The sequence below is a fragment of the Paracoccus sigandri genome, assembly GCF_003709565.1.
GTDB lineage: Bacteria > Pseudomonadota > Alphaproteobacteria > Rhodobacterales > Rhodobacteraceae > Paracoccus > Paracoccus siganidrum.
Window position 1 is genome coordinate 66,598 of the sequence record NZ_QNRC01000008.1, and the last position, 25,552, is coordinate 92,149.

At 68.9% G+C, this 25,552-nt stretch carries 25 protein-coding genes; 13 read left to right on the forward strand and 12 right to left on the reverse strand.

All coding sequences use genetic code 11. From position 1 onward, the window contains the following. From rpiA to C9E82_RS09450, 12 genes are all read left to right on the forward strand, one after another. The gene (gene rpiA / locus C9E82_RS09395) at positions 1 to 759 is read left to right on the forward strand and encodes a ribose-5-phosphate isomerase RpiA (RefSeq protein WP_119899347.1); all 759 of its coding nucleotides are present in this window, start codon (positions 1 to 3) and stop codon (positions 757 to 759) included. Continuing rightward, entirely contained in the window at positions 756 to 2,168 is a 1,413-nt protein-coding gene (gorA, locus tag C9E82_RS09400; RefSeq protein WP_119899350.1) for a glutathione-disulfide reductase, read from the forward strand. Before rpiA ends, gorA begins: the two co-directional genes overlap by 4 nt. 130 nt (positions 2,169 to 2,298) lie before the next feature. Beyond that, positions 2,299 to 3,501 (forward strand): FtsH protease activity modulator HflK, encoded by a 1,203-nt coding sequence (hflK, locus tag C9E82_RS09405; protein ID WP_119899352.1) that lies wholly within the window; start codon positions 2,299 to 2,301, stop codon positions 3,499 to 3,501. Positions 3,502 to 3,518: 17 nt separating this feature from the next. Continuing rightward, positions 3,519 to 4,778: a protease modulator HflC gene (gene hflC / locus C9E82_RS09410; protein WP_119899355.1), complete on the forward strand. Its 1,260-nt coding sequence runs from the start codon at positions 3,519 to 3,521 to the stop codon at positions 4,776 to 4,778. A 203-nt stretch (positions 4,779 to 4,981) separates the two neighbouring features. Further along, positions 4,982 to 6,535 carry a Do family serine endopeptidase gene (locus C9E82_RS09415; protein ID WP_119899358.1) on the forward strand — a complete coding sequence of 518 codons (1,554 nt, stop codon included), beginning with the start codon at positions 4,982 to 4,984 and terminating at the stop codon, positions 6,533 to 6,535. Positions 6,536 to 6,637: 102 nt separating this feature from the next. Beyond that, the gene (locus C9E82_RS09420) at positions 6,638 to 6,961 is read left to right on the forward strand and encodes a 2Fe-2S iron-sulfur cluster-binding protein (protein ID WP_119899359.1); all 324 of its coding nucleotides are present in this window, start codon (positions 6,638 to 6,640) and stop codon (positions 6,959 to 6,961) included. A gap of 520 nt (positions 6,962 to 7,481) precedes the next feature. Continuing rightward, on the forward strand, positions 7,482 to 8,168 hold the full coding sequence (locus C9E82_RS09425) for a sugar transferase (RefSeq protein WP_240643607.1): 687 nt from the start codon (positions 7,482 to 7,484) through the stop codon (positions 8,166 to 8,168). A 315-nt stretch (positions 8,169 to 8,483) separates the two neighbouring features. Continuing rightward, a complete protein-coding gene (locus tag C9E82_RS09430) occupies positions 8,484 to 9,587 on the forward strand; it encodes an ABC transporter ATP-binding protein (RefSeq protein ID WP_170162123.1) in 1,104 nt (367 codons plus the stop codon). A gap of 313 nt (positions 9,588 to 9,900) precedes the next feature. Further along, positions 9,901 to 10,974, forward strand: a complete 1,074-nt coding sequence (locus C9E82_RS09435; RefSeq protein ID WP_119899373.1) for an ABC transporter substrate-binding protein — start codon at positions 9,901 to 9,903, stop codon at positions 10,972 to 10,974. A 126-nt stretch (positions 10,975 to 11,100) separates the two neighbouring features. Then, positions 11,101 to 12,165, forward strand: coding sequence for an ABC transporter substrate-binding protein (locus C9E82_RS09440; RefSeq protein WP_170162124.1), 1,065 nt, complete (start codon positions 11,101 to 11,103; stop codon positions 12,163 to 12,165). A 58-nt stretch (positions 12,166 to 12,223) separates the two neighbouring features. Beyond that, the gene (locus tag C9E82_RS09445; protein WP_119899361.1) at positions 12,224 to 13,522 is read left to right on the forward strand and encodes an ABC transporter permease; all 1,299 of its coding nucleotides are present in this window, start codon (positions 12,224 to 12,226) and stop codon (positions 13,520 to 13,522) included. Between the two features lie 5 nt (positions 13,523 to 13,527). Then, the gene (locus C9E82_RS09450) at positions 13,528 to 14,478 is read left to right on the forward strand and encodes an ABC transporter permease (RefSeq protein WP_119899363.1); all 951 of its coding nucleotides are present in this window, start codon (positions 13,528 to 13,530) and stop codon (positions 14,476 to 14,478) included. A 167-nt stretch (positions 14,479 to 14,645) separates the two neighbouring features. On the opposite strand, the gene C9E82_RS09455 is transcribed toward C9E82_RS09450, so the two are convergent. The 7 genes from C9E82_RS09455 to C9E82_RS09485 all read right to left on the reverse strand — a co-directional run bounded on the left by C9E82_RS09455 (position 14,646) and on the right by C9E82_RS09485 (position 20,783). Beyond that, positions 14,646 to 15,590, reverse strand: a complete 945-nt coding sequence (locus C9E82_RS09455; RefSeq protein WP_119901258.1) for an AEC family transporter — start codon at positions 15,588 to 15,590, stop codon at positions 14,646 to 14,648. Beyond that, entirely contained in the window at positions 15,587 to 16,408 is an 822-nt protein-coding gene (locus tag C9E82_RS09460; RefSeq protein WP_122449250.1) for an MBL fold metallo-hydrolase, read from the reverse strand. Before C9E82_RS09460 ends, C9E82_RS09455 begins: the two co-directional genes overlap by 4 nt. Beyond that, entirely contained in the window at positions 16,405 to 17,223 is an 819-nt protein-coding gene (locus C9E82_RS09465; protein WP_122449251.1) for a TatD family hydrolase, read from the reverse strand. Before C9E82_RS09465 ends, C9E82_RS09460 begins: the two co-directional genes overlap by 4 nt. Before the next feature lie 19 nt (positions 17,224 to 17,242). Next, the gene (locus C9E82_RS09470) at positions 17,243 to 18,352 is read right to left on the reverse strand and encodes a DNA polymerase III subunit delta' (protein ID WP_122449252.1); all 1,110 of its coding nucleotides are present in this window, start codon (positions 18,350 to 18,352) and stop codon (positions 17,243 to 17,245) included. Next, positions 18,349 to 18,945, reverse strand: a complete 597-nt coding sequence (gene tmk / locus C9E82_RS09475; RefSeq protein ID WP_119901025.1) for a dTMP kinase — start codon at positions 18,943 to 18,945, stop codon at positions 18,349 to 18,351. Before tmk ends, C9E82_RS09470 begins: the two co-directional genes overlap by 4 nt. Next, a complete protein-coding gene (locus C9E82_RS09480; RefSeq protein WP_119901026.1) occupies positions 18,945 to 20,090 on the reverse strand; it encodes a D-alanyl-D-alanine carboxypeptidase family protein in 1,146 nt (381 codons plus the stop codon). The genes tmk and C9E82_RS09480 overlap by 1 nt, the downstream gene beginning before the upstream one ends. A gap of 96 nt (positions 20,091 to 20,186) precedes the next feature. Further along, the gene (locus C9E82_RS09485; RefSeq protein WP_119901027.1) at positions 20,187 to 20,783 is read right to left on the reverse strand and encodes a thymidine kinase; all 597 of its coding nucleotides are present in this window, start codon (positions 20,781 to 20,783) and stop codon (positions 20,187 to 20,189) included. Between the two features lie 187 nt (positions 20,784 to 20,970). On the opposite strand from C9E82_RS09485, the gene C9E82_RS09490 reads away from it, so the two are divergent. After that, the gene (locus tag C9E82_RS09490; protein WP_119901029.1) at positions 20,971 to 22,164 is read left to right on the forward strand and encodes a multidrug effflux MFS transporter; all 1,194 of its coding nucleotides are present in this window, start codon (positions 20,971 to 20,973) and stop codon (positions 22,162 to 22,164) included. A gap of 81 nt (positions 22,165 to 22,245) precedes the next feature. On the opposite strand, the gene C9E82_RS09495 is transcribed toward C9E82_RS09490, so the two are convergent. The 5 genes from C9E82_RS09495 to C9E82_RS09515 all read right to left on the reverse strand — a co-directional run bounded on the left by C9E82_RS09495 (position 22,246) and on the right by C9E82_RS09515 (position 25,420). Next, complete coding sequence (locus C9E82_RS09495) at positions 22,246 to 23,613, reverse strand: DEAD/DEAH box helicase (protein WP_425325175.1); 1,368 nt, start codon at positions 23,611 to 23,613, stop codon at positions 22,246 to 22,248. A gap of 222 nt (positions 23,614 to 23,835) precedes the next feature. Beyond that, the gene (gene dtd / locus C9E82_RS09500) at positions 23,836 to 24,285 is read right to left on the reverse strand and encodes a D-aminoacyl-tRNA deacylase (protein WP_119897471.1); all 450 of its coding nucleotides are present in this window, start codon (positions 24,283 to 24,285) and stop codon (positions 23,836 to 23,838) included. After that, the gene (locus C9E82_RS09505) at positions 24,282 to 24,695 is read right to left on the reverse strand and encodes a DUF6691 family protein (RefSeq protein WP_119897470.1); all 414 of its coding nucleotides are present in this window, start codon (positions 24,693 to 24,695) and stop codon (positions 24,282 to 24,284) included. Before C9E82_RS09505 ends, dtd begins: the two co-directional genes overlap by 4 nt. Next, positions 24,692 to 25,117 carry a YeeE/YedE family protein gene (locus C9E82_RS09510; protein ID WP_119897469.1) on the reverse strand — a complete coding sequence of 142 codons (426 nt, stop codon included), beginning with the start codon at positions 25,115 to 25,117 and terminating at the stop codon, positions 24,692 to 24,694. Before C9E82_RS09510 ends, C9E82_RS09505 begins: the two co-directional genes overlap by 4 nt. Positions 25,118 to 25,192: 75 nt before the next feature. Continuing rightward, positions 25,193 to 25,420, reverse strand: a complete 228-nt coding sequence (locus C9E82_RS09515) for a hypothetical protein (protein WP_119897468.1) — start codon at positions 25,418 to 25,420, stop codon at positions 25,193 to 25,195. Positions 25,421 to 25,552: the final 132 nt, after the last annotated feature.

Consider the following 25,552-nt stretch of genomic DNA (forward strand, 5'->3'; position numbering starts at 1 on the left):
ATGTCCATGTCATCACAGCCCGATCCCGCCAAGCTGGCCGCCTCGCGCGCGGCGGTGGCTCTGGTCCGGGACGGCATGCGGCTGGGGCTTGGCACCGGCTCGACCGCCAGCATCATGGTCGAGGTCCTGGCCGAGCGCGTGAAGGCCGAGGGGCTGGCGCTGCGCTGCGCGGCGACCTCGAAGGCGACGGCGGAACTGGCCGGGCGACTGGGCCTGCGGGTCGAGAGCCTGGACGAGATCGGCTGGCTGGACCTGACCATCGACGGCGCCGACGAGGTGGACCCGGACCTGAACCTGATCAAGGGCGGCGGCGGCGCGCATCTGCGCGAGAAGGTCGTGGCCCAGGCCAGCGACCGCATGGTGGTGATCGCCGATCCCGGCAAGGTGGTGGACCGGCTGGGCGCCTTCCACCTGCCGGTCGAGGTGATCCCCTTCGGCCTCGAGGCGACGAAGGTCCTGGTCGGGCGCGCGCTGGAGCGGCTGGAGCTTTCCGGCCGGCCGATCCTGCTGCGCCAGCGCGACGGCCGGCCTTTCGTGACCGACGAGGGCAATCATATCCTCGATCTCGCGCTGGAGGCGATCCCCGACGCCCCGGCGCTGGCCCGCGCGCTGTCGGCCATTCCCGGCGTGGTCGAACACGGGCTGTTCCTGGGCATCTGCGACCTGGCGATCATCGGGCGCCCCGACGGCAGCGTGGTCGAGCTGACGCGCGAGGACGAGGGCGACGCGCTGGCGGACGAGGAAGGGGCGCTGCTGTGAGCTTCGACTATGACCTTTTCGTGATCGGCGGCGGCTCGGGCGGGGTGCGCGCGGCGCGGATCGCGGCCGGCGAATACGGCGCCCGCGTCGGCCTGGCCGAGGAAAGCCGCATGGGCGGCACCTGCGTGATCCGCGGCTGCGTGCCCAAGAAGCTGATGATCTTCGCCGCATCGGGCCCCGGCATGGCCGAGGAGATGCGCGGCTATGGCTGGCAGGGCGCCGCGACCGGGACCTTCAGCTGGGAAGCCTTCCGCCAGAAGCTGGACGCGGAACTGGTCCGGCTGGAGACGATCTATACCGCCGGCCTGGAAAAGGCGGGCGTCACCATCCATAAAAGCCGCGCCCGGCTGGCCGATCACCACACGGTCGAGCTGGCCGACGGCACCCGGCTGACCGCCCGCCACATCCTGATCGCCGTCGGCGGACGCCCCGCGAAACCGGGCATTCCGGGCGAGGAGCTGGGGCTGATCTCGGACGACCTGTTCCTGATGGAGGAACTGCCGCGCCGGGCGCTGCTGGTCGGCGGCGGCTTCGTCGCCTGCGAATTCGCCACCATCCTGAACGGGCTGGGCGTGGGCACGGTGCAGGTCTATCGCGGCGACGCGGTGCTGCGCGGCTTCGACCGCGAGGCGCGCGACATGGCCACCCTGCAGCTGAGCGCCTGCGGCATCGACCTGCGGCTGAGGGTGAACCCCACGCGGCTGGACAGGACCGCCACCGGCATCGCCGTCGATTTCGACGATGGCAGCCGCGACGAATTCGACGCGGTCTTCTTCGCCACCGGCCGCACGCCCTATACGCAGGGGCTGGGGCTGGAGAATACCGGCCTGCGGCTGACATCCAGCGGCGCCATCGAGGTCGACGAATGGTCGCAGAGCCCGGTGCCCTCGATCTTCGCGGTGGGCGACGTGACGGATCGCGTGAACCTGACCCCGGTCGCCATCCGCGAGGGCCACAGCTTCGCCGATACCGTCTTCGGCGCCAAGCCCCGCAAGGTTCGCCACGATCCGGTCGCCAGCGCCGTCTATCTGCGCCCGCACGAGCTGGGCACGATCGGGCTGACCGAGGAAGAGGCCGCGGCGCGCGGGTCGGTCGATGTCTATGCGGCCACCTTCCGGCCGATGCAGTCGATGTTCGCGGGCTCGGACGCGAAGGTGCTGATGAAGCTGCTGGTGGACCCCAACGACGACCGGGTGCTGGGCTGCCACATCTTCGGCCCCTCGGCCGGCGAGATGATCCAGCTGGCGGCGATCCCGATCACCATGGGCTGCACCAAGGCCGATTTCGACGCGGCCATGGCGGTCCATCCCACCATCGCCGAGGAACTGGTCACGATGCGCAGCCCGGCCCGCCGCCACCGCCCCGACCGCGAGGCGGGCGAAATGGAGGCCGGGCAGGCGGCGGAATAGCAAAGCGGCTGCGGCGCGTCCCTGCGTCGCAGTCTTCAGCCATGCATTGCGGGCAGGGCAGGGTTGACATTTCGTCCCCCGACCCCAGTTTGCAGGCAACGGAAATCACACGCGAAAGAAGGTCGAGCATATGGCGAATCAAGGCCCTTGGGGCGGCGGAGGCAATGGCGGTGGCGATGACGACGACCGCGGCAAACGCCCGACGAACCGGCCCTGGGGCGATCAGCAGCCCCCCAAGGGCTCTCGCAGGCCGGGTCCGGGCGATCAGCAGATGCCCGAGATCGAGGAGTTGATGAAGAAGGGGCAGGAGCGGCTGCGCGTCCTGATGGGCGGCCGCGGCGGCGGCGGCTCGAACGGCGGCGGCGGCGGTGGCCGCGACCCGCTGGGGCCGGGCTTCGGCTTCAACCGCAGGACCCTGGCCATCGCCGGCCTGGTCGCCGTCGGGCTGTGGGCCTTCAGCAGCTTCTATCGCGTGCAGACCAACGAAAAGAGCGTCGAGTTCCTGTTCGGCCGCGCCGTGGCGGTGGGCACCGAGGGTCTGAACTTCGCCCCCTGGCCGGTCGTGACCGCCGAGGTGGTGCAGGTCACCAACGAACGCGTGACCGAGATCGGCACCGGCCGCGCCGGGCCGATGGACAGCGGGCTGATGCTGACCCGCGACCAGAACATCGTGGACATGGAATACCAGGTGGTCTGGAACATCTCGGACCCCGAGAAATACCTGTTCAACCTGGCCGATCCCGGCGACACGATCCGCGCCGTGGCCGAATCCGCCATGCGCGACATCATCGCGCGCAGCGAGCTGGCGCCGATCCTGAACCGCGACCGCGGCGCCATCGCCAACGACCTGCAGGAGGCCGTGCAGCGCACGCTGGACGCCTATCAGTCGGGGATCAGCGTGATCCGGGTCAACCTGGACCGCGCCGACCCGCCGGGCGAGGTGATCGACAGCTTCCGCGAGGTCCAGGCGGCCCAGCAGGAACGCGACCGGCTGGAGAAGGAGGCCGACGCCTATGCCAACCGCGTCCTTGCCAGCGCCCGCGGTGAAGCCGCCGCGATGCTGGAACAGGCCGAGGCCTATCGCGCCCAGGCCGTGAACACCGCCGAGGGTGAGGCCGCGCGCTTCAACTCGGTCTACGAGGAATATGTCAAGGCGCCGGACGTGACCCGCCGCCGCATGTATCTGGAGACGATGGAGAAGGTTCTGGGCGACGTCGACAAGATCATCCTGACCGAGCAGGGCGAGGGCAGCAATATCGTGCCCTACCTGCCGCTTGACCAACTGCGCCGCACGCCGCCGCCGCAGGGCAATACCGACGGAGGGTCGAACTGATGGCCGCGCGCAGAAGAATGGCCCTGTCGGCCCTTGCCATCCCGGCGCTGATCGTGGTGGGCGTGGTGGCGGCCTCGTCGCTCTATATCGTGGACGAGCGCGAGAAGGCGCTGGTGCTGCGGATCGGCCGGGTCGTCGACGTCAAGGAGGAACCCGGCCTGGGCGTCAAGGTGCCCTTCCTGGACAATGTCGAGAAGTTCGACGGCCGCATCCTGGGCCTGCCGACCACGCCGCTGGAGGTCACGCCGCTGGACGACCGCCGCCTGGTCGTCGATGCCTTCGCCCGCTGGCGCATCACCGATGTGGTCCGCTTCCGCCAGGCGGTGGGCGCGGGCGGCATCCAGGGCGCGCAGGGCCGGCTGGAGCCGATCGTCCGGAACGCCATCCGCGAGGTGCTGGGCACCGTGCCCTCGACCCAGGTTCTGTCGGACGACCGGACCGCGCTGATGAACCAGATCCGCGACGAGGCGCGCAAGAACTCGGCCGGGCTGGGGGTCGAGATCATCGACGTGCGCCTGACCCGCACCGACCTGCCCGAGCAGAACCTGAACGCGACCTATGCAAGGATGCGGGCCGAGCGCCAGCGCGAGGCCGCCGACGAGATCGCCCGTGGCGGCGAGGCCGCGCAGCGCGTCCGCGCCGCCGCCGACCGGACCGTGGTCGAGCTGACCTCGGAGGCCACCAAGCGATCCGAGGTGATCCGCGGCGAGGCCGATGCGCAGCGCAACGCGATCTATGCCGACGCCTTCGGCCGCGACCCGGAATTCTTCGCCTTCACCCGCTCGATGACCTCTTACGAGCGGGCGCTGCGGGGCGAGAACAGCCAGATGGTCATCAGCCCGGATGGCGAGTTCTTCACCTATCTGCGCGATGACGGCGCCAGCCGTGCCAGCCCGGCCTCGGAACCCGTCCCGGCGGGCACCCGCGCGACCCGGCCGGAACCCTCGGCCGAGGTGGAAGGGACCGAGGACGAGGACCTGGTGACGCCCACCGTCACCGACCGCGAAGGCAAGCCGCTTGGCGAATCGGCCGGGGTGAAGCTGACCCCGGTGCCCGAGAGCCTGGTGACGCCGCCCGAAACCCCCTCGGCCGTGGTGCCGCCGCCCGCCGAAACCGAGGACGACGCCGCCGCGCCGGCCGAAGGCGAGGGCGCGGCGGAACCGGCGCCTGCCGAGGAAACGCCGCCGCCTGCGGAAGAAGGCGCCGAGGATGGCGCCGGCGGTGATGGTGGTGGCGGGGCTGAGGCTCCGGCCGATGAGGCCGAGCAGAACAACTGACATCGGCCGGGCGGGCGGAGGTGACAGGCTCCGCCCGTTCTGCAATGCTGGCTGCAATGCTGGTTCTGCAACGAAAGTCACGATCACTTCATCGAGCGAGAGCGTGGTTTATTTGCAACGCATGCCCATATCCGTTTCTGATCACAGCGTCCCGGCGGCGCGGAGGCGTCGCAAAGGATCATCCGACAGATGAGGACAAAAGAATGAAAGCGCTACTTCCCCGGCATCTTCTGACCGTTTCGGCCATCGCCTTGACCCTGGGCCTTGGTCAGGCGGGCGCGCAGCAGGCCGGCCAGGACATCTCGCCCGAGGCCAGCCAGCAGGCACAGGAGGCGGCGAACAACAACGAGCCGCTGTCCGCCAACCCGGATGCCACGGCCGGTCAGGTCATGCCCGGCAGCTTCGCCGACCTGGTCGAGCAGGTCGCCCCCGCTGTCGTGAACATCACCACCACCTCGGTCATCTCGCAGCCCACCGGCGGGCCGTCCTTCCCCGAGGGCAGCCCGTTTTCCGACCTGTTCCGCGATTTCGGCTTTCCGGGGATGCCCGGACCCGGACCGGGCGGGCGCGGGATCCCGCCGCAACGCTCGAACGCGCTGGGATCGGGCTTCGTGATCTCGGCCGATGGCTTCATCGTGACGAACAACCACGTGATCGACGGCGCCGACGAGATCGAGATCGAGTTCTATTCCGGCAAGCGCCTGCCCGCGACCGTGGTCGGCCGCGATCCGAACACCGATGTCGCGCTGCTGAAGGTCGACAGCGAGGATGCGCTGCCCTTCGTCAAGTTCGGCGATTCCGACAGCGCCCGCGTGGGCGACTGGGTGCTGGCGCTGGGGAACCCGCTGGGGCAGGGCTTCTCGGCCAGTTCCGGCATCGTCTCGGCCCGCAACCGGGAACTGTCGGGCACCTATGACGACTACCTGCAGACCGACGCGGCGATCAACCGCGGCAATTCCGGCGGCCCGCTGTTCAACCTCCAGGGCGAGGTGATCGGCGTGAACACCGCGATCCTGTCGCCCAATGGCGGCTCGATCGGGATCGGCTTCTCGATGGCCTCGAACGTGGTCTCGACCGTCGTGCATCAGCTGCGCGAATTCGGCGAGACGCGGCGCGGCTGGCTGGGCGTCAAGATCCAGGACGTGACCCCCGACATGGCCGAGGCGCTGGGACTGGCCAGCGAGAAGGGCGCGATGGTCACCGACGTGCCCGACGGGCCGGCCAAGGATGCCGGAATGCGGGCCGGCGACGTCATCACCAGCTTCGACGGCGGCGAGGTCCAGGACACCCGCAGCTTGGTGCGCCGGGTGGCCGAGGCGCCCTCGGGCGAGGCGGTCGAGGTCGTGGTGATGCGCGACGGCAATCCCGAGGTGCTGAGCGTGACGCTGGGACGGCGCGAACTGGCCGAGGGCACCGGCGGCGAAGGCGGCGCGCCCGCGGAAGGCGGCGGCTCGTCCGACGTCCTGGGCATGACGCTGGCGCCGCTGACGCCCGAGCTTGCGATGGAGCTTGGCGTGTCGCGCGACATGCGGGGCCTGGTCGTCAACGAGGTCGATCCCGCCAGCGCGGCCGCCGAGAAGGGCCTGGCCGCCGGCGACATCATCACCGAGGCGGGCCAGCAGCCGGTCACCACGGTCGCGGAACTGAACGCCCGCATCGACGAGGCACGCGAGGCCGGGCGCAAGTCGATGCTGGTGCTGATCCGCCGCGCCGGAGAGCCGCGCTTCGTCGCCCTGCCGGTCGCCGAGGAGGAATAGCCCCACAGGGCAGGCAGAGAGGGGGGCGGCCCGCCGGGGCCGCCCCTTTTCAATACGCGGCCGATGGCCTATTTCGCAGGGAAGCAAAGGGAAGCAAGCGACATGGCCAAAATCACCTATATCGAGCATAACGGCACCCGCCACGAGGTCGAGGTCAGGCCCGGCATGACCGTGATGGAGGGCGCCCGCGACAACGGCATTCCGGGCATCGACGCCGATTGCGGCGGGGCCTGCGCCTGCTCGACCTGCCATGTCTATGTCGATCCCGCCTGGGTGGACCAGCTGCCGCCGCGCGACCCGATGGAGGAGGACATGCTGGACTTCGCCTATGAGCCCGATCCCGAACGCTCGCGCCTGACCTGCCAGATCAAGGTGACCGAGGCGCTGGACGGGCTGGTCGTGCAGATGCCCGAACGGCAGATCTGAGGGGCGGGCGGAATCCTGCCACAGGGGCGCCGCGCCTGTCCTTCGGGCGGCCATGGATCGGATTGGATCGCGCCCACGGGTTTGCCCGGCGCCGATCCGGGCGCGCCGCGGTGATCGGGCCGGGCGCGGATTGCACGCTCTGCAGGGTTTTGATTGCTGCTGCAACGGTATCCGCCCGGCTGATTCTCGCCGTCGCGAATCGTTGATGGCGATCGGCGGAAAACCTTCCGGTTCAAATACACCCCAGGATTGTATTCCAAATCATTCCGTAAATCGCTGGGTGCTGTAGGGCCACTTACCTATCCGAAAAGTTAGGTCCTTTAAAGCTTGTTTAAAGTTTTAACGATGGGCGGAAACGTGCCGAAATGCTAGTTTCCATCTCGTAAAGACGACTCTCCGTCCTTCGTCGAACAATGGTCATGGCGACTGCTTCTGGCAGGGGAGTCTTCGGGTCGGTTATGGCCCGGAGGCATGGGGAGGAGCCGACGGTATTGTAGGTTTGTTGATCGGGTGGGTTATGATGAGTGCCGAAAATCAAGTTGTTACAACGGTTCCCACTCCTTCGGCGCAAACCGGCCCCTCGGTCGGACCGCGCAGGCCTAGTGTCTATCGTCGATTGTTCAAGCGCCCTCTGGATGTGCTTCTTGTTCTGTTCGGTATGCCCATTGTCGCTCCGGTTGTATTGATTCTCGCTTTGATTGTTTGGAGCGATGGTGGGCGCCCGTTCTATTCGCAGATGCGTGTCGGCCGGAATGGCAGGCAATATCGCATGTGGAAATTGCGCAGCATGGTCGTGGATGCCGATGCGCGCCTTTCTTCCTATCTCGCCTCGAACGAGGAGGCGCGGCAGGAATGGGAAACCACGCAGAAACTGCGCGCCGATCCCCGCATCACCCGCGTGGGCCGTTTCATCCGCCGCAGCTCGCTGGACGAACTGCCGCAGCTGTGGAACGTTTTGAAAGGCGAGATGAGCCTGATCGGCCCGCGTCCGATGATGCCCTGCCAGGAAGGCATGTATGAATGCGAGGCCTATTATCGCGTTCGCCCCGGCATCACCGGCTTCTGGCAGACGGCGGGGCGCAACGACACGTCCTTCGCCGACCGCGCCTGGTATGACGAGCGTTACGAGCGCGATCTGAGCTTCGTCAACGACGCCGCCATTCTGATCCGCACCGTCGGCGTCGTGCTGAAGGCGACCGGCCACTGAGGGCGCCCCCGGACGGGAAGGCAACCACCCCGCGCAGGCAATGCGCGGGGCGCTGCGTTTTGCGGGGGCGGCGCGCGGCGAAAGCGCCGGCATATCCTCCGCCTGCGGTCGCGCCGACGGCCGGCGGGCGGGGCTTTCGCGCCCGCGTGATTTCTGTGCGCCGCCCCGCGGAACATGGCCATTTTCGCGGCGCTTTCGGGGCCTTGCCGTATCCCCGACATGAAAGGTCGCAATCGGTGTTGCATTCGGCTTCGCACGACGCATAAGCTCGGCCTTGCGCTGAACAACGAACAGACAAAACAGGGAGAGCGCTGCTTGCTGGACGATCCTCACGGCGATGCCTTCGTGGTGTTTGACCGAGTACAGAAAAGTTATGACGGCCAGACACTTGTCGTCAAAGACCTGAATCTTTCCATCGGCAAGGGCGAGTTTCTGACGATGCTCGGACCCTCCGGTTCCGGCAAGACCACCTGCCTGATGATGCTGGCGGGATTCGAGACCGCCACCCATGGCGAGATCCTGCTGGACCGCCGGCCGATCAACCAGGTGCCGCCGCACAAGCGCGGCATCGGCATGGTGTTCCAGAACTACGCGCTGTTTCCGCACATGACCGTGGGCGAGAATCTGTCCTTCCCGCTGGAAGTGCGCGGCATGGGCAAGGCCGAGCGCGAGGAGCGCATCAAGCGGGCGCTGGACATGGTGCAGATGGGCGCCTTCGCCAACCGCCGCCCGGCGCAGCTCTCGGGCGGCCAGCAGCAGCGGATCGCGCTGGCCCGCGCGCTGGTCTTCGACCCGAAGCTGGTCCTGATGGACGAGCCCCTGGGCGCCTTGGACAAGCAGCTGCGCGAGCACATGCAGTTCGAGATCAAGCACCTGCACGAACGGCTGGGGATCACCGTGGTCTATGTGACCCATGACCAGGGCGAGGCGCTGACCATGTCGGACCGGGTCGCGGTCTTCAACGACGGCCGGATCCAGCAGCTTGCCCCGCCCGCCGACCTTTACGAGCGCCCCGAGAACAGCTTCGTGGCGCAGTTCATCGGCGAGAACAACAAGCTGCCCGGCACGCTGGAGGAGCTTTCGGGCGACCGCGCGCTGGTGCGGCTGGAGACGGGTGAGCTGATCGACGCGACGCCCGTGAACGTGACCGAGAAGGGCCAGCGGACGCTGGTCTCGATCCGCCCCGAGCGGGTCGAGTTCAAGCCCGCGATGATGCCCGAGAATGCGCATATGATCGACGCGACGGTGGTCGAGATCATCTATATGGGCGACATCCTGCGGGCCCGGCTGCATGTTGCGGGCTCGGACGATTTCGTGATGAAGATGCGCAACACGCTGGGGCAGACCCCGCTGGAGCCCGGCCAGCAGATCAAGGTCGGATGGCATCCCGCCGATGCCAGGGCGCTGGAGCCGATCTGAGCGAGAGGGAGGCAAGGCGCGTTGAGACCCAGGACCGTTCCCTGTGCCATTCCGGCGGCCCCGTCGCGGGATCGCGCGCGGGGCGCGGCGCCGGGGTGCCGGCCTTGCGGACGGGCATGGAAATCGCGCCGCCTTGCGTTCATGATGATCTTCGCGCCGGCCCTGTCCGCGCGCCCGGCCACCGTCGCGCCGTCCGGGCGGCATGGTGGTCGTCCGGCCGGGCGGTGACGCCGTCCCGGCCGCGCCCGCGCCGGAACCGGCCGGGCCAAGAATGACGGCGAAACGCCGCGTGATCTTGCAGTTGGAGCATTCAATGAAGAAGACACTCGCCCTCTCGACCGCGCTCGGCCTTCTGGCCTCGCCGGTGCTTGCCGATGTGAACCTGCTGTCCTGGGGTGGCGCCTATGGCAACAGCCATCTGGAAGCCTATGCCAAACCCTTCGAGGCCGAGACCGGCATCAAGGTGACGATGGCCGATGCGGACAACCCGGCCACGCCGATCAAGGCGATGGTCGAGGCGGGCAACGTCTCGGTCGACGTGGCCTCGGTCGAATATGCCGATGCCGTGCGGCTTTGCGACGAAGGGCTGCTGGAGGAGATCGACGCCTCGATCCTGGCCGACGCCCCCGACGGCACCCCCGCCGAGGAGGATTTCATCGACGGCGCCATCACCGAATGTTTCGTCGGCACCGACGTCTATTCGATGATCCTGGCCTATGACGACAGCAAGTTCCCCGACGATGCCAAGCCCTCGACCCCCGCGGATTTCTTCGACACCGAAGGCTTCCCCGGCAAGCGCACGATGCGCAAGGGCGCCAAGTTCAACCTGGAATTCGCGCTGATGGCCGATGGCGTGCCCGCCGAAGAGGTCTATGACGCGCTGTCCACCCCCGAGGGCGTCGACCGCGCCTTCGCCAAGCTGGACACCATCAAGAACAACGTGATCTGGTGGGAGGCCGGCGCGCAGCCGCCGCAGCTTCTGGCCGATGGCGAAGTGACCATGGCCTATGCCTTCAACGGCCGGATCTTCAACGCCGCCCATGGCGAGAACAAGCCGTTCAACATCGTCTGGGACGGCCAGATCTACGAGATGGAAGGCTGGGTGATCCCGAAGGGCGCGCCGAATGTCGACGATGCGCTGCAATTCATCACCTACACCACCTCGGCCGCGCCGCAGGCGCGCGCGGCCGAATTCATCAGCTACGGCCCGCCGCGCCGCTCGGCCGCGGCGATGGTGGGCAATATCGAGGGCAGCGACGTGCCCATGGGTCCCAGCCTGCCGACCTATGAAGAGAACATGACCAACGCCCTGGCCTCGAACCTCGACTTCTGGGTCGATCACGATGCCGAGCTGAACGAGCGTTTCAACAGCTGGCTTGCCAACTGAGCCGGCCGGCGGGCGGGGGCGACCCCGCCCGCCACCGTCCCGCAGCAGGCGGGACCAAGCAACAAGAACGGCCATCGCGCCGAACATGACAACGGGAGAATCGACGTGAAATTCGTGAAGCAGACAATGGTCCTGTCCACGGCGCTGGGGGTTCTGGGAACCGCCGCCGCCGCGCAGGAGGTGAATGTCGTGTCGTGGGGCGGCGCCTACGAGATCAGCCAGGTCGAGGCCTATAACAAGCCCTTCACCGAGGCGACCGGCATCCGCGTGAACATGATCGCCGCCGACAACCCGGCCACGCCGCTGAAGGCGCAGGTCGAGGCGCGCAATGTCACCGGCGACGTCTTCGACGTCGAGGTCTCCGACGCCATCCGGCTCTGCGACGAGGGCGCGCTGGTCGAGATCGACCCGGCGATCCTGCCGCCGGCCCCCGACGGCACCCCGGCGGTCGAGGATTTCATCGACGGCGCGCTGATGGATTGCGCGGTGGCCAACATCTTCTGGGGCACCGTCATCGCCTATGACACCACCAAGTTCGAGGGCGAGGCGCCCTCGACGGCGGCGGATTTCTTCGACCTGGAGAAATTCCCCGGCAAGCGCGGCCTGCCCAAGAACCCCAAGCGCACGCTCTATCTGGCGCTGATCGCCGACGGGGTGCCCGCCGACGAGATCTATGACAAGCTGGGCTCCGAGGAAGGGGTGGCGCAGGCCTTCGCCAAGCTGGACACCATCAAGCGCGACGTCGTCTGGTGGGAAGCCGGCGCCCAGCCGGTGCAGCTGCTGGCCGATGGCGAGGTGGTGATGGCCACCGGCTATAACGGCCGCTTCTTCGATGCGATCGTGGGCGAGGGCAAGCCCTTCGAGATCATCTGGGACGGGCAATACATGGACCTGGACATGTTCGTCATCCCGAAGGATTCGCCCAATCCCGAGGCGGCGATCGAATATCTGAAATTCGCCACCGACACGCAGCGGCTGGCCGACCAGGCGCGCTACATCGCCTATGGCCCGGCGCGCAAGTCCTCGGCCGCGCTGGTCGGGCTGTACCAGGACGGCGAGACCGAGATGGCGCCGCACATGCCCACCAATCCCGATTACCTGACCACCGCGGTCATGGACGATCCGGAATTCTGGGCCGATCACGATGCCGAGCTGACCGAGCGCTTCAACAGCTGGCTGGCGGCGAACTGAACCGCTTCCGCCGCCCGTTCCGGTTTCGGGCGGCGGGACTGACTTTCCGGGGGGCTTGATGTCTGACGCACTCGATCCGCACGCTGCCGTTGCCACCACCGCCGGGGGGGTGGCGACCGGACGGCTGACCACCGCCGATGGCCGGCCGCTGTCGCGGGCGCTGGCGCGCAGCCAGATGCGGGCGCGGCGGCGCGCCTTCCTTCTGGTGCTGCCGCTTCTGGCCTTCATCCTGATCACCTTCGTGGTGCCGATCGGGCAGATGTTGCAGCGGTCCTTCCACAATGACGGGTTTTCCCGGAACATGCCGCAGATCTCGGCCTGGTTCGCCGAGAACCCGCGCGGCACCGATCCCGACGAGGCCGCCTGGGCGGCGCTGGCCGCGGACCTGACCGCCGCGGCCGAGGCGCGCACCATCGGCGTGGTCGGCACGCGGATCAATTACGACGTGCCGGGCACCCGGTCGCTGTTCACCGCCACCGGCCGCCAGGTCCGCGGCGGGATCGAGCCGCCCTTCCGCGAGGCGCTGCTGGAGATCAACGAGGCCTGGTCCAGCCCGCGGCTGTGGAACGCCATGCGCGTCGCCTCCAGCCCCTATACGGTGAATTTCTACCTTGCCTCGATGGACCGCACGCGGGCCGAGGATGGCAGCATCCAGAAGGTGCCGCCGCAGCAGCAGGTCTATGGCATGCTGTTCATGCGCACCTTCTGGCTGTCGCTGCTGATCACCGGGCTGACCTTCCTGCTGGGCTTTCCGATCGCGCATCTGCTGGCCACGCTGCCGATGCGCAAGTCGAACCTTCTGATGATCCTGGTGCTCTTGCCCTTCTGGACATCGCTGCTGGTCAGGACCACAAGCTGGATGGTGCTGCTGCAGCAGCAGGGCGTCATCAACGACATCCTGGTCTGGATGGGCGTGATCGGTGGCAGCCAGCGGCTGCAGATGATCTACAACCAGACCGGCACGATCATCGCCATGACCCATATCCTGCTGCCCTTCATGATCCTGCCGCTCTATTCGGTGATGCGCACCATCAACCCGTCCTATGTGCGCGCCGCGCGCAGCCTGGGCGCGACCAGCTGGACGGCGTTCCGGCGGGTCTATTTCCCGCAGACCCTGCCGGGGCTGGGGGCCGGCGCGCTGCTGGTCTTCATCCTGGCCGTCGGCTATTACATCACGCCGGCGCTGGTCGGCGGGTCCTCGGGGCAGCTGATTTCCAACATGATCGCGATGCACATGACCGACACGCTGAACTGGTCGATGGCCGCGGCGCTGGCCGCGCTGCTGCTGGCGGCGGTGCTGATCCTCTACTGGGTCTATGACCGCATGGTCGGCATCGACAATCTGAAACTGGGGTAACCGCCATGGCGCTTCCGACCTATGCCAGCCCGCTGGAGAAGATCTGGCACTATGCCTATCTGGTGATCTGCGGGCTGATCTTCTTCTTCCTGATCGCGCCGATCGTGGTGATCATCCCGCTTTCCTTCAACGCCGAGCCCTATTTCACCTTCACCCAGCGGATGCGCAGCTTCGATCCCGACGGCTACAGCCTGCGCTGGTATCGCAGCCTGCTGACCTTCGGCATGCAGAACCCCGGTGCCGATGGCATGGCCTGGTGGCTGGACGCCTGGAACAACGCCAACTGGGTGAAGGCGGCGAAGAACTCGATCATCATCGGCGTGTTCTCGACGATCCTGGCGACGGTGCTGGGGACCCTGGCGGCGCTTGGCCTGTCGCGCCCCGAGATGCCGTTCCGCCGGGCGATCATGGCGGTGCTGATCTCGCCCATGATCGTGCCGCTGATCATCACCGCGACGGGGATGTTCTTCTTCTACTCGAACCCCTGCGAGCTTTTGGGCATCTTCGGGCTGCCGACGAATTGCGGGCGGCTGGCGGGCACCTATGCGGGGGTGATCCTGGCCCATGCGACGCTGGGGATCCCTTTCGTGATCATCACCGTGACCGCCACGCTGGTCGGCTTCGACCAGTCGCTGAACCGGGCGGCGGCAAGCCTGGGGGCCAGCCCGCGCAGGACCTTCTTCCGGGTGACCATGCCGCTGATCCTGCCCGGCGTGATCTCGGGCGCGCTGTTTGCCTTCGTCACCAGCTTCGACGAGGTGGTGGCGGTGCTGTTCATCGCCGGCCCCGAGCAGCAGACCATCCCGCGGCAGATGTGGAACGGCATCCGCGAGCAGATCTCGCCCGCCATCCTGGCGGTGGCGACGATCCTGGTGCTGTTCTCGATCGCGCTGCTGACCACGGTGGAACTGCTGCGCCGCCGCTCGGAAAGGCTGCGGGGGATCACGCCGCATTAGGGCGATTGCCTGATCCGTTATGAAGGGCCCGCAGCGATGCGGGCCTTTTTCTTGTGGGCGGCGGCGATCTTGCGTCCCGCGAGCGCCGGGGGCGCTTCGCCCCCCGGACCCCCCGAAGGTATTTGGAAGGAGTGCGAGGGAGGGGGGCGGGATCCTGGGGGTGCTCGTCAGGGCAGGATGGCCAGCCAGATCCAGATCGAGACGACCGAGGCGGCGGTGCCGATCAGCACCGTCGAGGCGGCGACGCGGCGGGCGGCGCCGTAGATATTGGCGAAGAGATAGGCATTGACCCCCGGCGCCATCGCCGCCGTGATGACCGCCGAGCGCAGCCCGGCGGCGTCCAGTCCGAACAGGTGGCCCAGCCCGAAGGCGATGGCCGGGTGCAGCACCAGCGAGATGGCGCAGCACATGGCGATGGTGGCCATGTCGCCTTCCGGGCGATAGCGGAGCAGCACGCCGCCCAGGCCAAAGAGCGCCGCGGGCAGGGCGGATCGCGCGATCATGTCGGCGGCGTCCCAGAAGGCCGCGGGCATGACCAGCCCGGCATGGGTCAGCAGGTTCATGGCCAGCCCGGCCAGGATGCCGATCACCAGCGGCGTGCGCAGCACCCCGGTCAGCGCCCGCAGCGCGACATGGCCGATGGCCTGGCCGTTGCCATGCGCACGCGCGAATTCCATCGCGGTGATGCCGAAGGTGTAGAGCAGCGGCGAATGGATGGCGATGATCGCCCAGTTGCCGGCCAGCGCCTCGGTCCCGAAGGCGCGTTCGGTGATCGGGATGCCCAGCAGCAGCGAGTTCGAGAACAGGCAGGCGAAGCCGATCGCCACGCTGTCGGTCAGGCTGCGCCGGAACAGCCAGCGCGCGCCCGCCCAGCCGGCGGCGAAGGCGGCGAAGGCGCCGGTATAGAAGGGGATCAGCAGCGCCGCGCGGAACTCGCTGCCCAGGTCCAGCCGGGCCATCGAGGCGAAGAGCAGCGTCGGCACCGCGAAGTTCTGGGCGAAGCGCATCAGCCCGTCCACCGCGGAGTCCGACAGCCAGCCGCGCCAGCTGACCAGATAGCCGAAGCCGACGACCAGGAAGACCGGCAGGATGATGTCGAAAAGCGCGCTCATGTCCGGGCGGGGTCGGGGGCGGAAACCGGCAGGGGCACCGTGAGCACCAGGCCGTCATGGGCGGGGATGACATGGGGCGGCGTCGCGGCCATGACCTGGTCGTAATCCATGTCGATATGCATGTTCGTGATGATCGCCCGCTGGCAGCCCGAGCGCGCGATCCAGTCCAGCGCCAGCGCCAGATGGGCATGGCTGGGATGGGGTTCGGGTCGCAGCGCGTCGCAGATGAAGCTGTGCGCGCCCTCGATCAGCGGCCAGGCCTCCTCGGGGATCTGCGAGACGTCGGGCAGGTAGACCAGCCCGCCGATGCGGAAGCCGAGCGCGGTGATGTCGCCATGCTGGACGCGGAACGGCTGGAAGGTGATGGCGCCGCCGGGCCCGTCCACGGTGACCGGCCCCTCGATCAGCTGCAAATCGCAGATCGGTGGATAGGGAGAGCCCTCGGGCGCCTCGAAGACATAGCGGAAGCGCTGGAGCAGGGCGTCGGCGGTCTGCCGGTCGGCCCAGAGCGGCATCTTGCGACTGGCGTTGAAGACCAGCTGTCGCAGGTCGTCGATGCCATGGACATGATCGGCATGGGGATGGGTATAGACCACTGCGTCCAGCGTCGCGACATTGGCGTCCAGCAGTTGCGGCACCAGGTCGGGGCCGCTGTCGATCAGCACCTGGGTGACGCCCTGCGGACCCGCGCGCTCGACCAGAAGCGAGCAGCGGCGGCGGCGGTTCTTCGGATTGGACGGGTCGCAGGCGCCCCAGCGGTTGCCCAGCCTCGGCACGCCCCCCGAGGACCCGCAGCCGAGGATGGTGGCGCGGATCATGCCGGCCCCCCCTGCGGCGCGGCGGCCTTCCAGAACAGGCGGTCGAAATTCTCGGAGGTCTGGCGTGCGAAGGCGGCGTAATCCATGCCGAACAGCCCGGCGCCGACCTCGGCGGTCTTCGCGACATAGGCGGGCTCGTTGCGGCGGCCGCGATGGGGGGGCGGGGCCAGATAGGGGCTGTCGGTCTCGACTAGGATGCGGTCGGCGGGGGCGGCGGCGAAGATATCGCGCAGCTCGGTCGAGCGCGGGAAGGCGGCGATCCCCGACATCGACAGGTAGAAGCCCAGCTCCAGCGCCACCCGCGCCAGTTCCGCGCCCGAGGTGAAGCAATGCAGCACGCAGGGATAGGCGCCGGCGCGATGTTCATCAGAGAGGATGCGCGCCATGTCGCGGTCGGCGTCGCGGGCATGGATGATCAGCGGCAGGCGGGTGCGGCGCGCGGCCTCGATATGGATGCGCAGGCTTTCCTGCTGCGCCGCCGCGCTGTCGGCGGTGTAGTGATAGTCCAGCCCGGTCTCGCCGATGCCGACGAATTTCGGATGGGCGGAGAGGGCCACAAGTTCCTCGACGCCGGCCATGGGTTCCTCGGCGACGCTCATCGGATGGGTGCCGGCGGCGTAGAACAGGCCCTCGAAGCGTTCGGCCAGGGCGCGGACCTGCGGTTCCTGCCGCAGCCGGGTGCAGATCGTGACCATGCGCGTCACCCCGGCGGTGCGGGCGCGGGCGATCAGATCGGCATGTTCGCCGTCGAAATCCGGGAAATCCAGATGGCAATGGCTGTCGACAATCGGCGGAAGGGCGGCCGCTTCGGTCATGGATTGGCTCTTCTGGGGATCAGTTTCTGGCAGGTGGGGCGGATCGGGCGGGCGGCAGATGCGCCAGCTCGACCAGCATATCCATCACCAGCGCGGAAGGGTCAAGGTTGACCGCCCGGCCCGCGCGCGCCCGCGCCGACAGCCGGGCCTGCGCGCCGGCCCATTCCCGCGCCGCCAGGTCGTCGGGCGAGATCCGCGCCATCAGCGCGCCCTCGCCGCGCGCCGCCTGGGGCAGCGGCGCGCCCATCAGCCCGGCCCGCGCGGTGCGGGTCAGGAAGCGGTCCAGCAGCGTGATGGTCAGGTCGAAGGGATCGCCGTCGGCGCCCGCCCGGCCCGCCGCGCCCTCGGCCAGTTTCGCCGCCGCCAGCCGGTCCAGCCGGGGCAGGGTGGCGAAGACGTCCACGATCTGCTGATAGCGCGCCAGCCCGTCCTGCCCGGCCAGCCGCAGCGCCTCGCCGACCGAGCCGTCGGACAGCGCCGCCAGCGCCTCGGCATCCTCGTCGATGCCCATGCCGGCCAGCACCCGGGTCATCTGCGCGGGGGCCAGGGGCGCCAGCCGCAGCGTCCGGCAGCGCGAGCGGATCGTCGGCAGCAGCCGGGCGGGCTGATGCGCGACCAGCAGGATCAGCGCGTCCTTCGGCGGTTCCTCCAGCACCTTCAGCAGGGCATTGGCGGCGGCGGTGTTCAACTCGTCGGCGGCGTCGATGATGGCGATGCGGTGGCCGCCCTCGGCCGACGACAGGTGGAAGAAGGACAGCAGCCTGCGGATCTCGTCCACGGTGATCTCGGCGCGCAGGCGGCCGGCCTTGTCGTCCCAGGGGCGGCGGATCAGCTGCAGGCGCGGCTCGGACAGCGCGCTGACGCGGCGGGCTTCGGGCGCGTCCTCGGGGACCGAGAGGTCGTCGCCCGCCATGCCCGACAGCAGCCAGCGCGCGATGGCCCAGGCCAGCGTCGCCTTGCCGGTGCCGCGCGGGCCGGTCAGCAGCCAGCCGTGATGCAGCCGCCCGCCGCGCGCGGCATCCACGAATTCGGCGATGGCGCCGTCCTGGCCGATGACGCGCGGGCTGTGGCGCGGATGGGGCGCGCCGGGCACGCGGTCGGGTTCGGGAATATCCTCGGGATCGGTCATAGCGCGGCGCGCACCCGCAGCGCGACCTCATCGGGCGTGCCGCTGCCGTCGATCAGCCGCACCCGGCCGGGATATTCGCCGGCCAGCGCCCGGAAGCCGTCGGCCAGCCGCTGCTGGAAGCCCAGGCCCAGGCTTTCGAAACGATCCTCGGAGCCGCCGCGCGCGGCGCCACGGGCCAAAGCGGTGGCGGGGTCGATGTCGATGACGAAGGTGCGGTCGGGCTCGACCGCGATCATCAGCCGGTGCAGATCGTCCACCAGCCCGCGCAGATCGCCGCGCGCCGCGCCCTGATAGACGCGGGTCGAATCGGCGAAGCGGTCGGTGACGACCACCCGGCCCTCGGCCAGCGCCGGGCGGATCGCGCGTTCCAGGTGGTCGCGCCGCGCGGCGGTGAACAGCAGGCATTCGGTCTCGGGCGACCAGCGCTCGCCCGCGCCCTCGACCAGCAGGCGGCGGATCTCCTCGGCGCCGGGGCTGCCGCCGGGCTCGCGCGTCAGCAGCACGTCGCGGCCGTCAGTGCGCAGGCTCTCGGCCAGCAGTCGGGCCTGGGTGGACTTGCCGCAGCCGTCGATGCCCTCGAAGCTGATGAACATCAGATGCCGGAGGCCAGCATGGCCTTCTGGCCAAGCCGCATCACCGCGCCCTTGATCCGGCCCAGGAAGTTCGATTCCGCCACCGAGGCATTGGCGACCAGCGGCGTGACCGCCTCGCGCGTGCCGGGGATGGTGACGACCAGCCGGCCAAGCGCCTCGCCCTGGGCGATGGGGGCGGGCAGGGGGCTGTCATAGACCGCCTCGACCGTGACCTGGTCCTCGGCCCCCGCCGGGACCAGCACGCGCACGCCGTTTTCCGTGGTCAGCCCGACGCGCGACTGCGTGCCCAGCCAGACCGGCGCCTCGACCACGGTCTCGCCGGCGGGCACCAGCGTCTTCATGGTGAACTGGCGAAAGGCCCAGTTCACGATCCGCTCGGATTCCTCGGCCCGCGCGGTCTCGGTGGCCAGGCCGGTGATGACGAAGATCACCCGCCGCCCGTCCTGGACGGCGGACCCCACCAGCCCGTAGCCGGCTTCCTGCGTATGGCCGGTCTTCAGCCCGTCGGCGCCGATTCCCTGCCGCAGGATCGGGTTGCGGTTGAAGCGGTTCGAGGGCACGCGGTCGCCGTAACGGAATTCGGTCAACGCGAAATCGCCGTAATACTGGGGGAAATCCTCGATCAGGCGCAGCGCGACCAGGCCCATGTCCTCGGCCGACATGCGGTGTTCGGGGTCGGGCCAGCCGGTCGAGTTCTTGAAGACCGAATGGGTCAGCCCGATCTGGCGGCCGCGCTCGGTCATCTGGCGGGCGAAGGCTTCTTCGGTCCCGGCCAGATGCTCGGCCACCACGACGCAGGCATCGTTGCCCGACAGCACGATGATGCCCTTGATCAGCTCGTCCACGGTCGGCGTGTCGCGCGGCTCCAGGAACATCTTCGAGCCGCCCATCCGCCAGGCCTTGGTCGAGACCGGCAGCGTGTCGTCCAGCGACAGCCGCCCGTTCTCCAGCGCCTCGAACAGCATGTAGAGCGTCATCAGCTTCGACATCGAGGCGGGCGGAATCGGCTGGTCGGCGTTCTTTTCCATCAGCACCGTCCCGGTCTCGACATCATAGACCCAGGCCGAGGTGGCAGTGGTTTCGAAGGCTTGTGCCGGCGCGGCCAGACAGAGGACCGCAAGAAGCCGAAGCAGGATGGCGCGCATTTCTGTTCCCTTGCCCGTTTGCCACCGATGGTTACAGCATGGCCCGTCCTGCCGCAACGCATAGCCCGGCCGCCGCACAAGGCTAACGCGAATTTGTCAACGAAAGGTTGACGCGCGGGCTTGTCGCCCCACCGCCTCGCGCCAGTGGCGGCGGCAGAGCGAGACATAGGTCTCGTTGCCGCCCACCTGCACCTGCGCGCCCTCGGTGATCGCCGCTCCGTCCTGGTCCCGGCGGATGACCATCGTCGCCTTGCGCCCGCAATGGCAGATGGTGCGCACCTCGCGCAGGTCGTCGGCCAGCGCCAGAAGCGCCGCCGAACCGGGAAACAGCTCGCCGCGGAAATCGACGCGCAGCCCGTAGCACATGACCGGGATGGCCAGGTCGTCGGCCACGCGGGCCAGCTGCCAGACCTGGTCGCGGGTCAGGAACTGCGCCTCGTCGACGAAGATGCAGGCGCAGCCCGCGCCCTGCGCGCCGACCAGCGCCAGAAGGTCGTCGCCCTCCCCGAAGGTCAGCGCCTCGTCGGCGATGCCGATGCGGCTGGCGATGCGGCCCATGCCCGCGCGGTCGTCCAGCGCGGCGGTCAGCAGCAGCGTGCGCATCCCGCGTTCGCGATAGTTGTAGGACGCCTGCAGCAGCAAGGTGCTCTTGCCCGCGTTCATCGTCGAGTAATGGAAGTAGAGCTTGGCCATGCGCGCGGGATAGCCGCGCCCCGCGTCCGTCGCAAGATCGCGCGAAGGGCGGATTTCCGCCCGTGCCCCGCTGCGACGGCTTGCCGCAGGAATGCTTTCGTGGCAGAAGCGCGGCCCTGGCGGCGGCGACATCCCCTTCTGCGCGATTCCGCGCGGCCATTTCCCACATCTTCTGACAGGCATTCCGATGCGAGATCCATTGTTCCGCATGGCCCTGATTCTGGGCCTTCTTTCCGCCGTCGGTCCCTTCGCGATCGACATGTATCTTCCCGCGCTGCCCGAAGTGGCGGCCGATCTGGCCACGACCGAGGCCAATGCGGCGCTGACCCTGACCTCCTATTTCATCGCCTTCGGGCTGGCGCAGATGATCTACGGGCCGATGTCGGATGCCATCGGCCGCAAATGGCCGCTGCTGCTGGGCGTGTCGATCTTCCTGGCGGCGACCGTCGCGGCCAGCCTGGCGCCCAATATCGGCGCGCTGATCGCGGCCCGCGCGGTGCAGGGCTTCGGCGCGGCCACGCTGATGGTGGTGCCGCGCGCGGTGATCCGCGACATGGCGACCGGCCCGGCGGCGGCCAGGATGATGGCGGCGATCATGATCGTCATCTCGGTCTCGCCGATGCTGGCGCCGCTGACCGGCTCGCTGGTCATGGCCTGGGGCGGCTGGCGCGAGATCTTCGCGGTCTTGGGCGCGGCCTCGCTGGTCAGCCTCGGGCTGATCCTGTTCGTGCTGCCCGAGACGCTGCCGCCCGACCGCCGCCAGCCGGTGCGGCTGGCGCCGATGCTGGCCGGCGCGCGCCGGCTGCTGGGCGACCGGCGCTTCATGGGGCTGACCATGATCGGCGGCTTCGGCATGTCCAGCTTCTTGGTGTTCCTGGCGACGGCCAGCTTCGTCTATACGCGGCAATACGGGCTCAGCCCGACGGGCTTCTCGCTGGCCTTCGCGATCAACGCGGTGGGCTTCTTCTCGGCCTCGCAATTCGCCGGCAGGCTGGGGCTGCGCCTGGGGATGGAGCGGGTGATCTCGCTGGCGATCACCGGCTTCCTGGCCATGACGCTGCTGCTGTCGGGGCTGGTGGCGCTGGGGATCGACGCGCTGCCGGTGGTGGTCGTCGGGCTGTTGCTGGCCAATGCCTGCCTCGGGCTGGTCATGCCCACGGCGATGGTGATGTCGCTGGACCCGCATCCCGACATCGCCGGGCTCGCCTCCTCGCTGGGGGGCACGATCCAGATGCTGACCGGCGCGGCGATGATCGGCGTGACCAGCCCGTTCATCGACAACAGCGCCGCCACCATGGTCCCCGCCATCGCGCTCTGCGCCGCGCTGGCCTGGCTGGCCGCCGCCCTGTCGCTGCCCCGCCTGCGCCTGCGCGCGGCCTGAAAGACAAAAGAAGCCGCAAGGAAAATCCCTGCGGCTTCTTCGTTGCCCAAATACCCAAGAAAGCCGACGCGGCCCCCCGGATCAGCCCCGCTGGCTCTTGGGCCGGCGAGAGGCGCGCCGCGCCGGGCGCTTGTTCGCCATGCCGTCCATCGGCTTGCCGCCCATCGAGCCGCGCCCGGACTGCCCCCGGCCCGGCGCGACCGGCGCTACGGGCACCTCGCCGCCGATGACCGGGATCGGCGCCTTCATCGCCTTCTCGATGGCGCGCAGCTCGCCCAGCTCGGCCGGGGCGCAGAAGGCCACGGCGCGGCCGTCGCGGCCGGCGCGGGCGGTGCGGCCGATGCGGTGGACATAGTTTTCCGGCACGTTCGGCAGGTCGTAGTTATAGACATGCGCCACCTCGGGGATGTCCAGCCCGCGCGCCGCCACGTCGGTGGCGACCAGAACCTGCGTGTCGCCCCGGCGGAAGGCCTCCAGCGCGCGCTCGCGCTGGCCCTGGCTCTTGTTGCCGTGGATCGCGGCGACGGCGAAGCCCCATTTCTCCAGCAGCCGCGCCAGCTTGTCCGAGCCGTGCTTGGTGCGGCCGAAGACCATCGCCAGTTCGCCCGGATGCCTGGCCAGGTATTCCGCCAGTAGCGTCGCCTTGTCGCCCTGGGTGACGAAATGCACGCCCTGCTCGATCTTCTTCGCGGCCTGGCCCGGAGGGTTGACGGCGACGCGGACCGGATCGGTCAGGTAGGTATCGGCCAGTTCCGACATCAGCTTCGGCATGGTGGCCGAGAAGAGCAGCGTCTGGCGTTCCCTGGGCAGCATCTTCGCGATGCGGCGTAGCGCGTGGATGAAGCCGATGTCCAGCATCTGGTCGGCCTCGTCCAGCACCAGATAGGTGGTCTCGCGCAGGTCCACGGCGCGGCGCTCGATCAGGTCGATCAGCCGGCCGGGCGTGGCGATCAGCACGTCGACGCCGCGCGACAGCCGCTCGGTCTGGACGTTGATCGAGGCGCCGCCGACGACGCGGAAGCTGCGGATCGGCGTGCCCTCGGCATAGGCGTCGATATTGGCGGCGATCTGGGTGGCCAGTTCCCGCGTCGGTGCCAGGATCAGCGCGCGGCAGGTCCTGGGCTCGGGCTTCTTGCCGTATCTGATCAGCCGGGTCAGCATCGGCAGGCCGAAGGCGGCGGTCTTGCCGGTCCCGGTCTGCGCCAGGCCCAGCACGTCGCGGCCCTGGACCACGGCGGGGATGCCCTGTTCCTGGATCGGCGTCGGCCGGGTCAGGCCCATCGCGGCGATATTGGCGTTGATGCGGTGGTCGATCCCCATATCCGCGAAGGGGCCGGTGGCTAGGGGTTCGCGCGCGGGCGCCCGGCGGCCGGCATTCGGGGCCAGGGCGGCGGGGGCGGGGCGGGCTTTTCCACCACGGGCGTGGCGGGGGCGTTTGTTATTGTCCATTGCGTCTTTCATCCCCCGCCTTCCCCGTATCGGAAAGCAGGGCAGGGGCCGCGGCCAGCGCGGCATGTGGCAGGGGTGCGGGCGTGCGATACAGGATGCCCGCTGCCTCCCCGCGTGATTGGGAAACTGGAAATAGGGTGCCGGGCCTCTGGCGAAAAATCGCGGCTGCTCACGCGGCAGCGGGCGTCGACCTGCGCCAGATGGGGCATCCGGCGCGCAAAGTCAAGCGCGCTCGGCCGTGTCCAGCCAGATCGTCACCGGACCGTCATTGATCAGCGACACCTTCATCTCGGCGCCGAAGCGCCCCAGGCCCACCGTGACGCCCTGCCCGCGCAGGGCCTCGGCGAAGTGCCGATACAGGCGCTCGCCCTCCTCGGGCGCCGCGGCGGCCGAGAAGCCGGGCCGGTTGCCGCTGCGCGTATCGGCGGCCAGGGTGAACTGGCTGACCACCAGCGCCGCCCCGCCGATATCCAGAAGCGAGCGGTTCATCCGCCCCTGGTCGTCGCGGAAGATCCGCAGCCTGGCGGTTCGGGCGGCCAGTCTTTCCGCCGCCGCCTCGTCGTCGCCGCGCATGGCGCAGACCAGGATCAGCAGCCCCGGCCCGCAGCTGCCGACGGTTTCGCCTTCCACGAGGACCGAGGCCTCGGACACGCGCTGGATCAATGCTCTCATCTGCGGGGGATTAGCCCGAACAGCCCCATCCCCGCAACCATGGCCGCCAGGAAGATCAGCACCGGCACGCCCCCGAAGCCGATCGAGGCCATGGCCGGGCCGGGGCACAGGCCCGACAGGCCCCAGCCCAGCCCGAAGATCGCCGCGCCGCCCAGAAGCCTTGCGTCGATGATCGCGGCGGGGGGCGCTGGCATCGGCCTGCCGGTGTGGGCGCGCGTCCGGCGGGCGGCGATGCGCCAGGCGGCGGCCATGGGGAGGATCGCGCCGGTCAGCACGAAGCCGAGTGTCGGGTCCCAGGCGCCGAAGACATCCAGCCAGCCGCGCACCCGCGCCGGGTCGGTCATCCCCGAGACCAGCAGCCCGACCCCGAACAGGGCGCCTGCCAGCGCGGCGAAGATCAGCCCCCTCATGCGGACCAGCCCAGCATTCGCGCGGCCATTACGGCCAGCCCGCCGGTCAGCAGATAGACCAGCGTCGCCACGATCCCGCGCACCGACAGGCGCGAGATGCCGCAGACCCCGTGCCCCGAGGTGCAGCCGCTGCCCAGCCGCGTGCCGAAGCCGACCAGCAGCCCCGCCAGCACCAGCACCCAGGGCCCCGCGACCGGCGCCGCGGCCCGGCCCAGCCCGGTCCAGACCAGCAGCGCCGGCAGGCCCGCCAGCCCGGCCAGGAAGGCCAGCCGCTCGGCCGCATTCGCGCGCCCGCTGCCGTCGATCAGCCCGCCCAGGATGCCGCTGGCGCCCATGACCCGGCCGTTCAGCAGCAGAAACAGCGCCGCCGCGCCGCCGATCATCACCCCGCCGGCAAATCTGGCGATCCATTCGGGCTGCATCTGTGACCTCCTGTCCGTTCGGCAGGAGTTATATTCGAAATGATGAATGCGTCAACATTCAAGTGGCGGAATATGTCAGCGGCCCAGCAGGATCCCCACGACCACCGCCATCAGCCCCAGCATCGAGGCCGCCAGCGCGCCCATGTTCACCGCCAGCACGCCGCGCATCTTCAGGCGCAGCGCCTCGTCGTCCAGCCCCGCCCGGCGGGCGCGCGCGACGGTGACGATGCACCAGACCAGCGCCGCCAGCCCCGCCAGGGTGATCGCCGCCCCGGCCCAGATCAGGATCTCGAAAACACTCATGGCTGGCTCCTGTGGTTGGTGCGGGTGGCGCCTTGCCCTAGCGGCGATTGATCCTTGGGACAAGAGCGCCTATGCCCGGCCCGTCGCTGCCCGCCGATGTGAAGGCGGCGGGATTGACACGGCCCAAGCTGC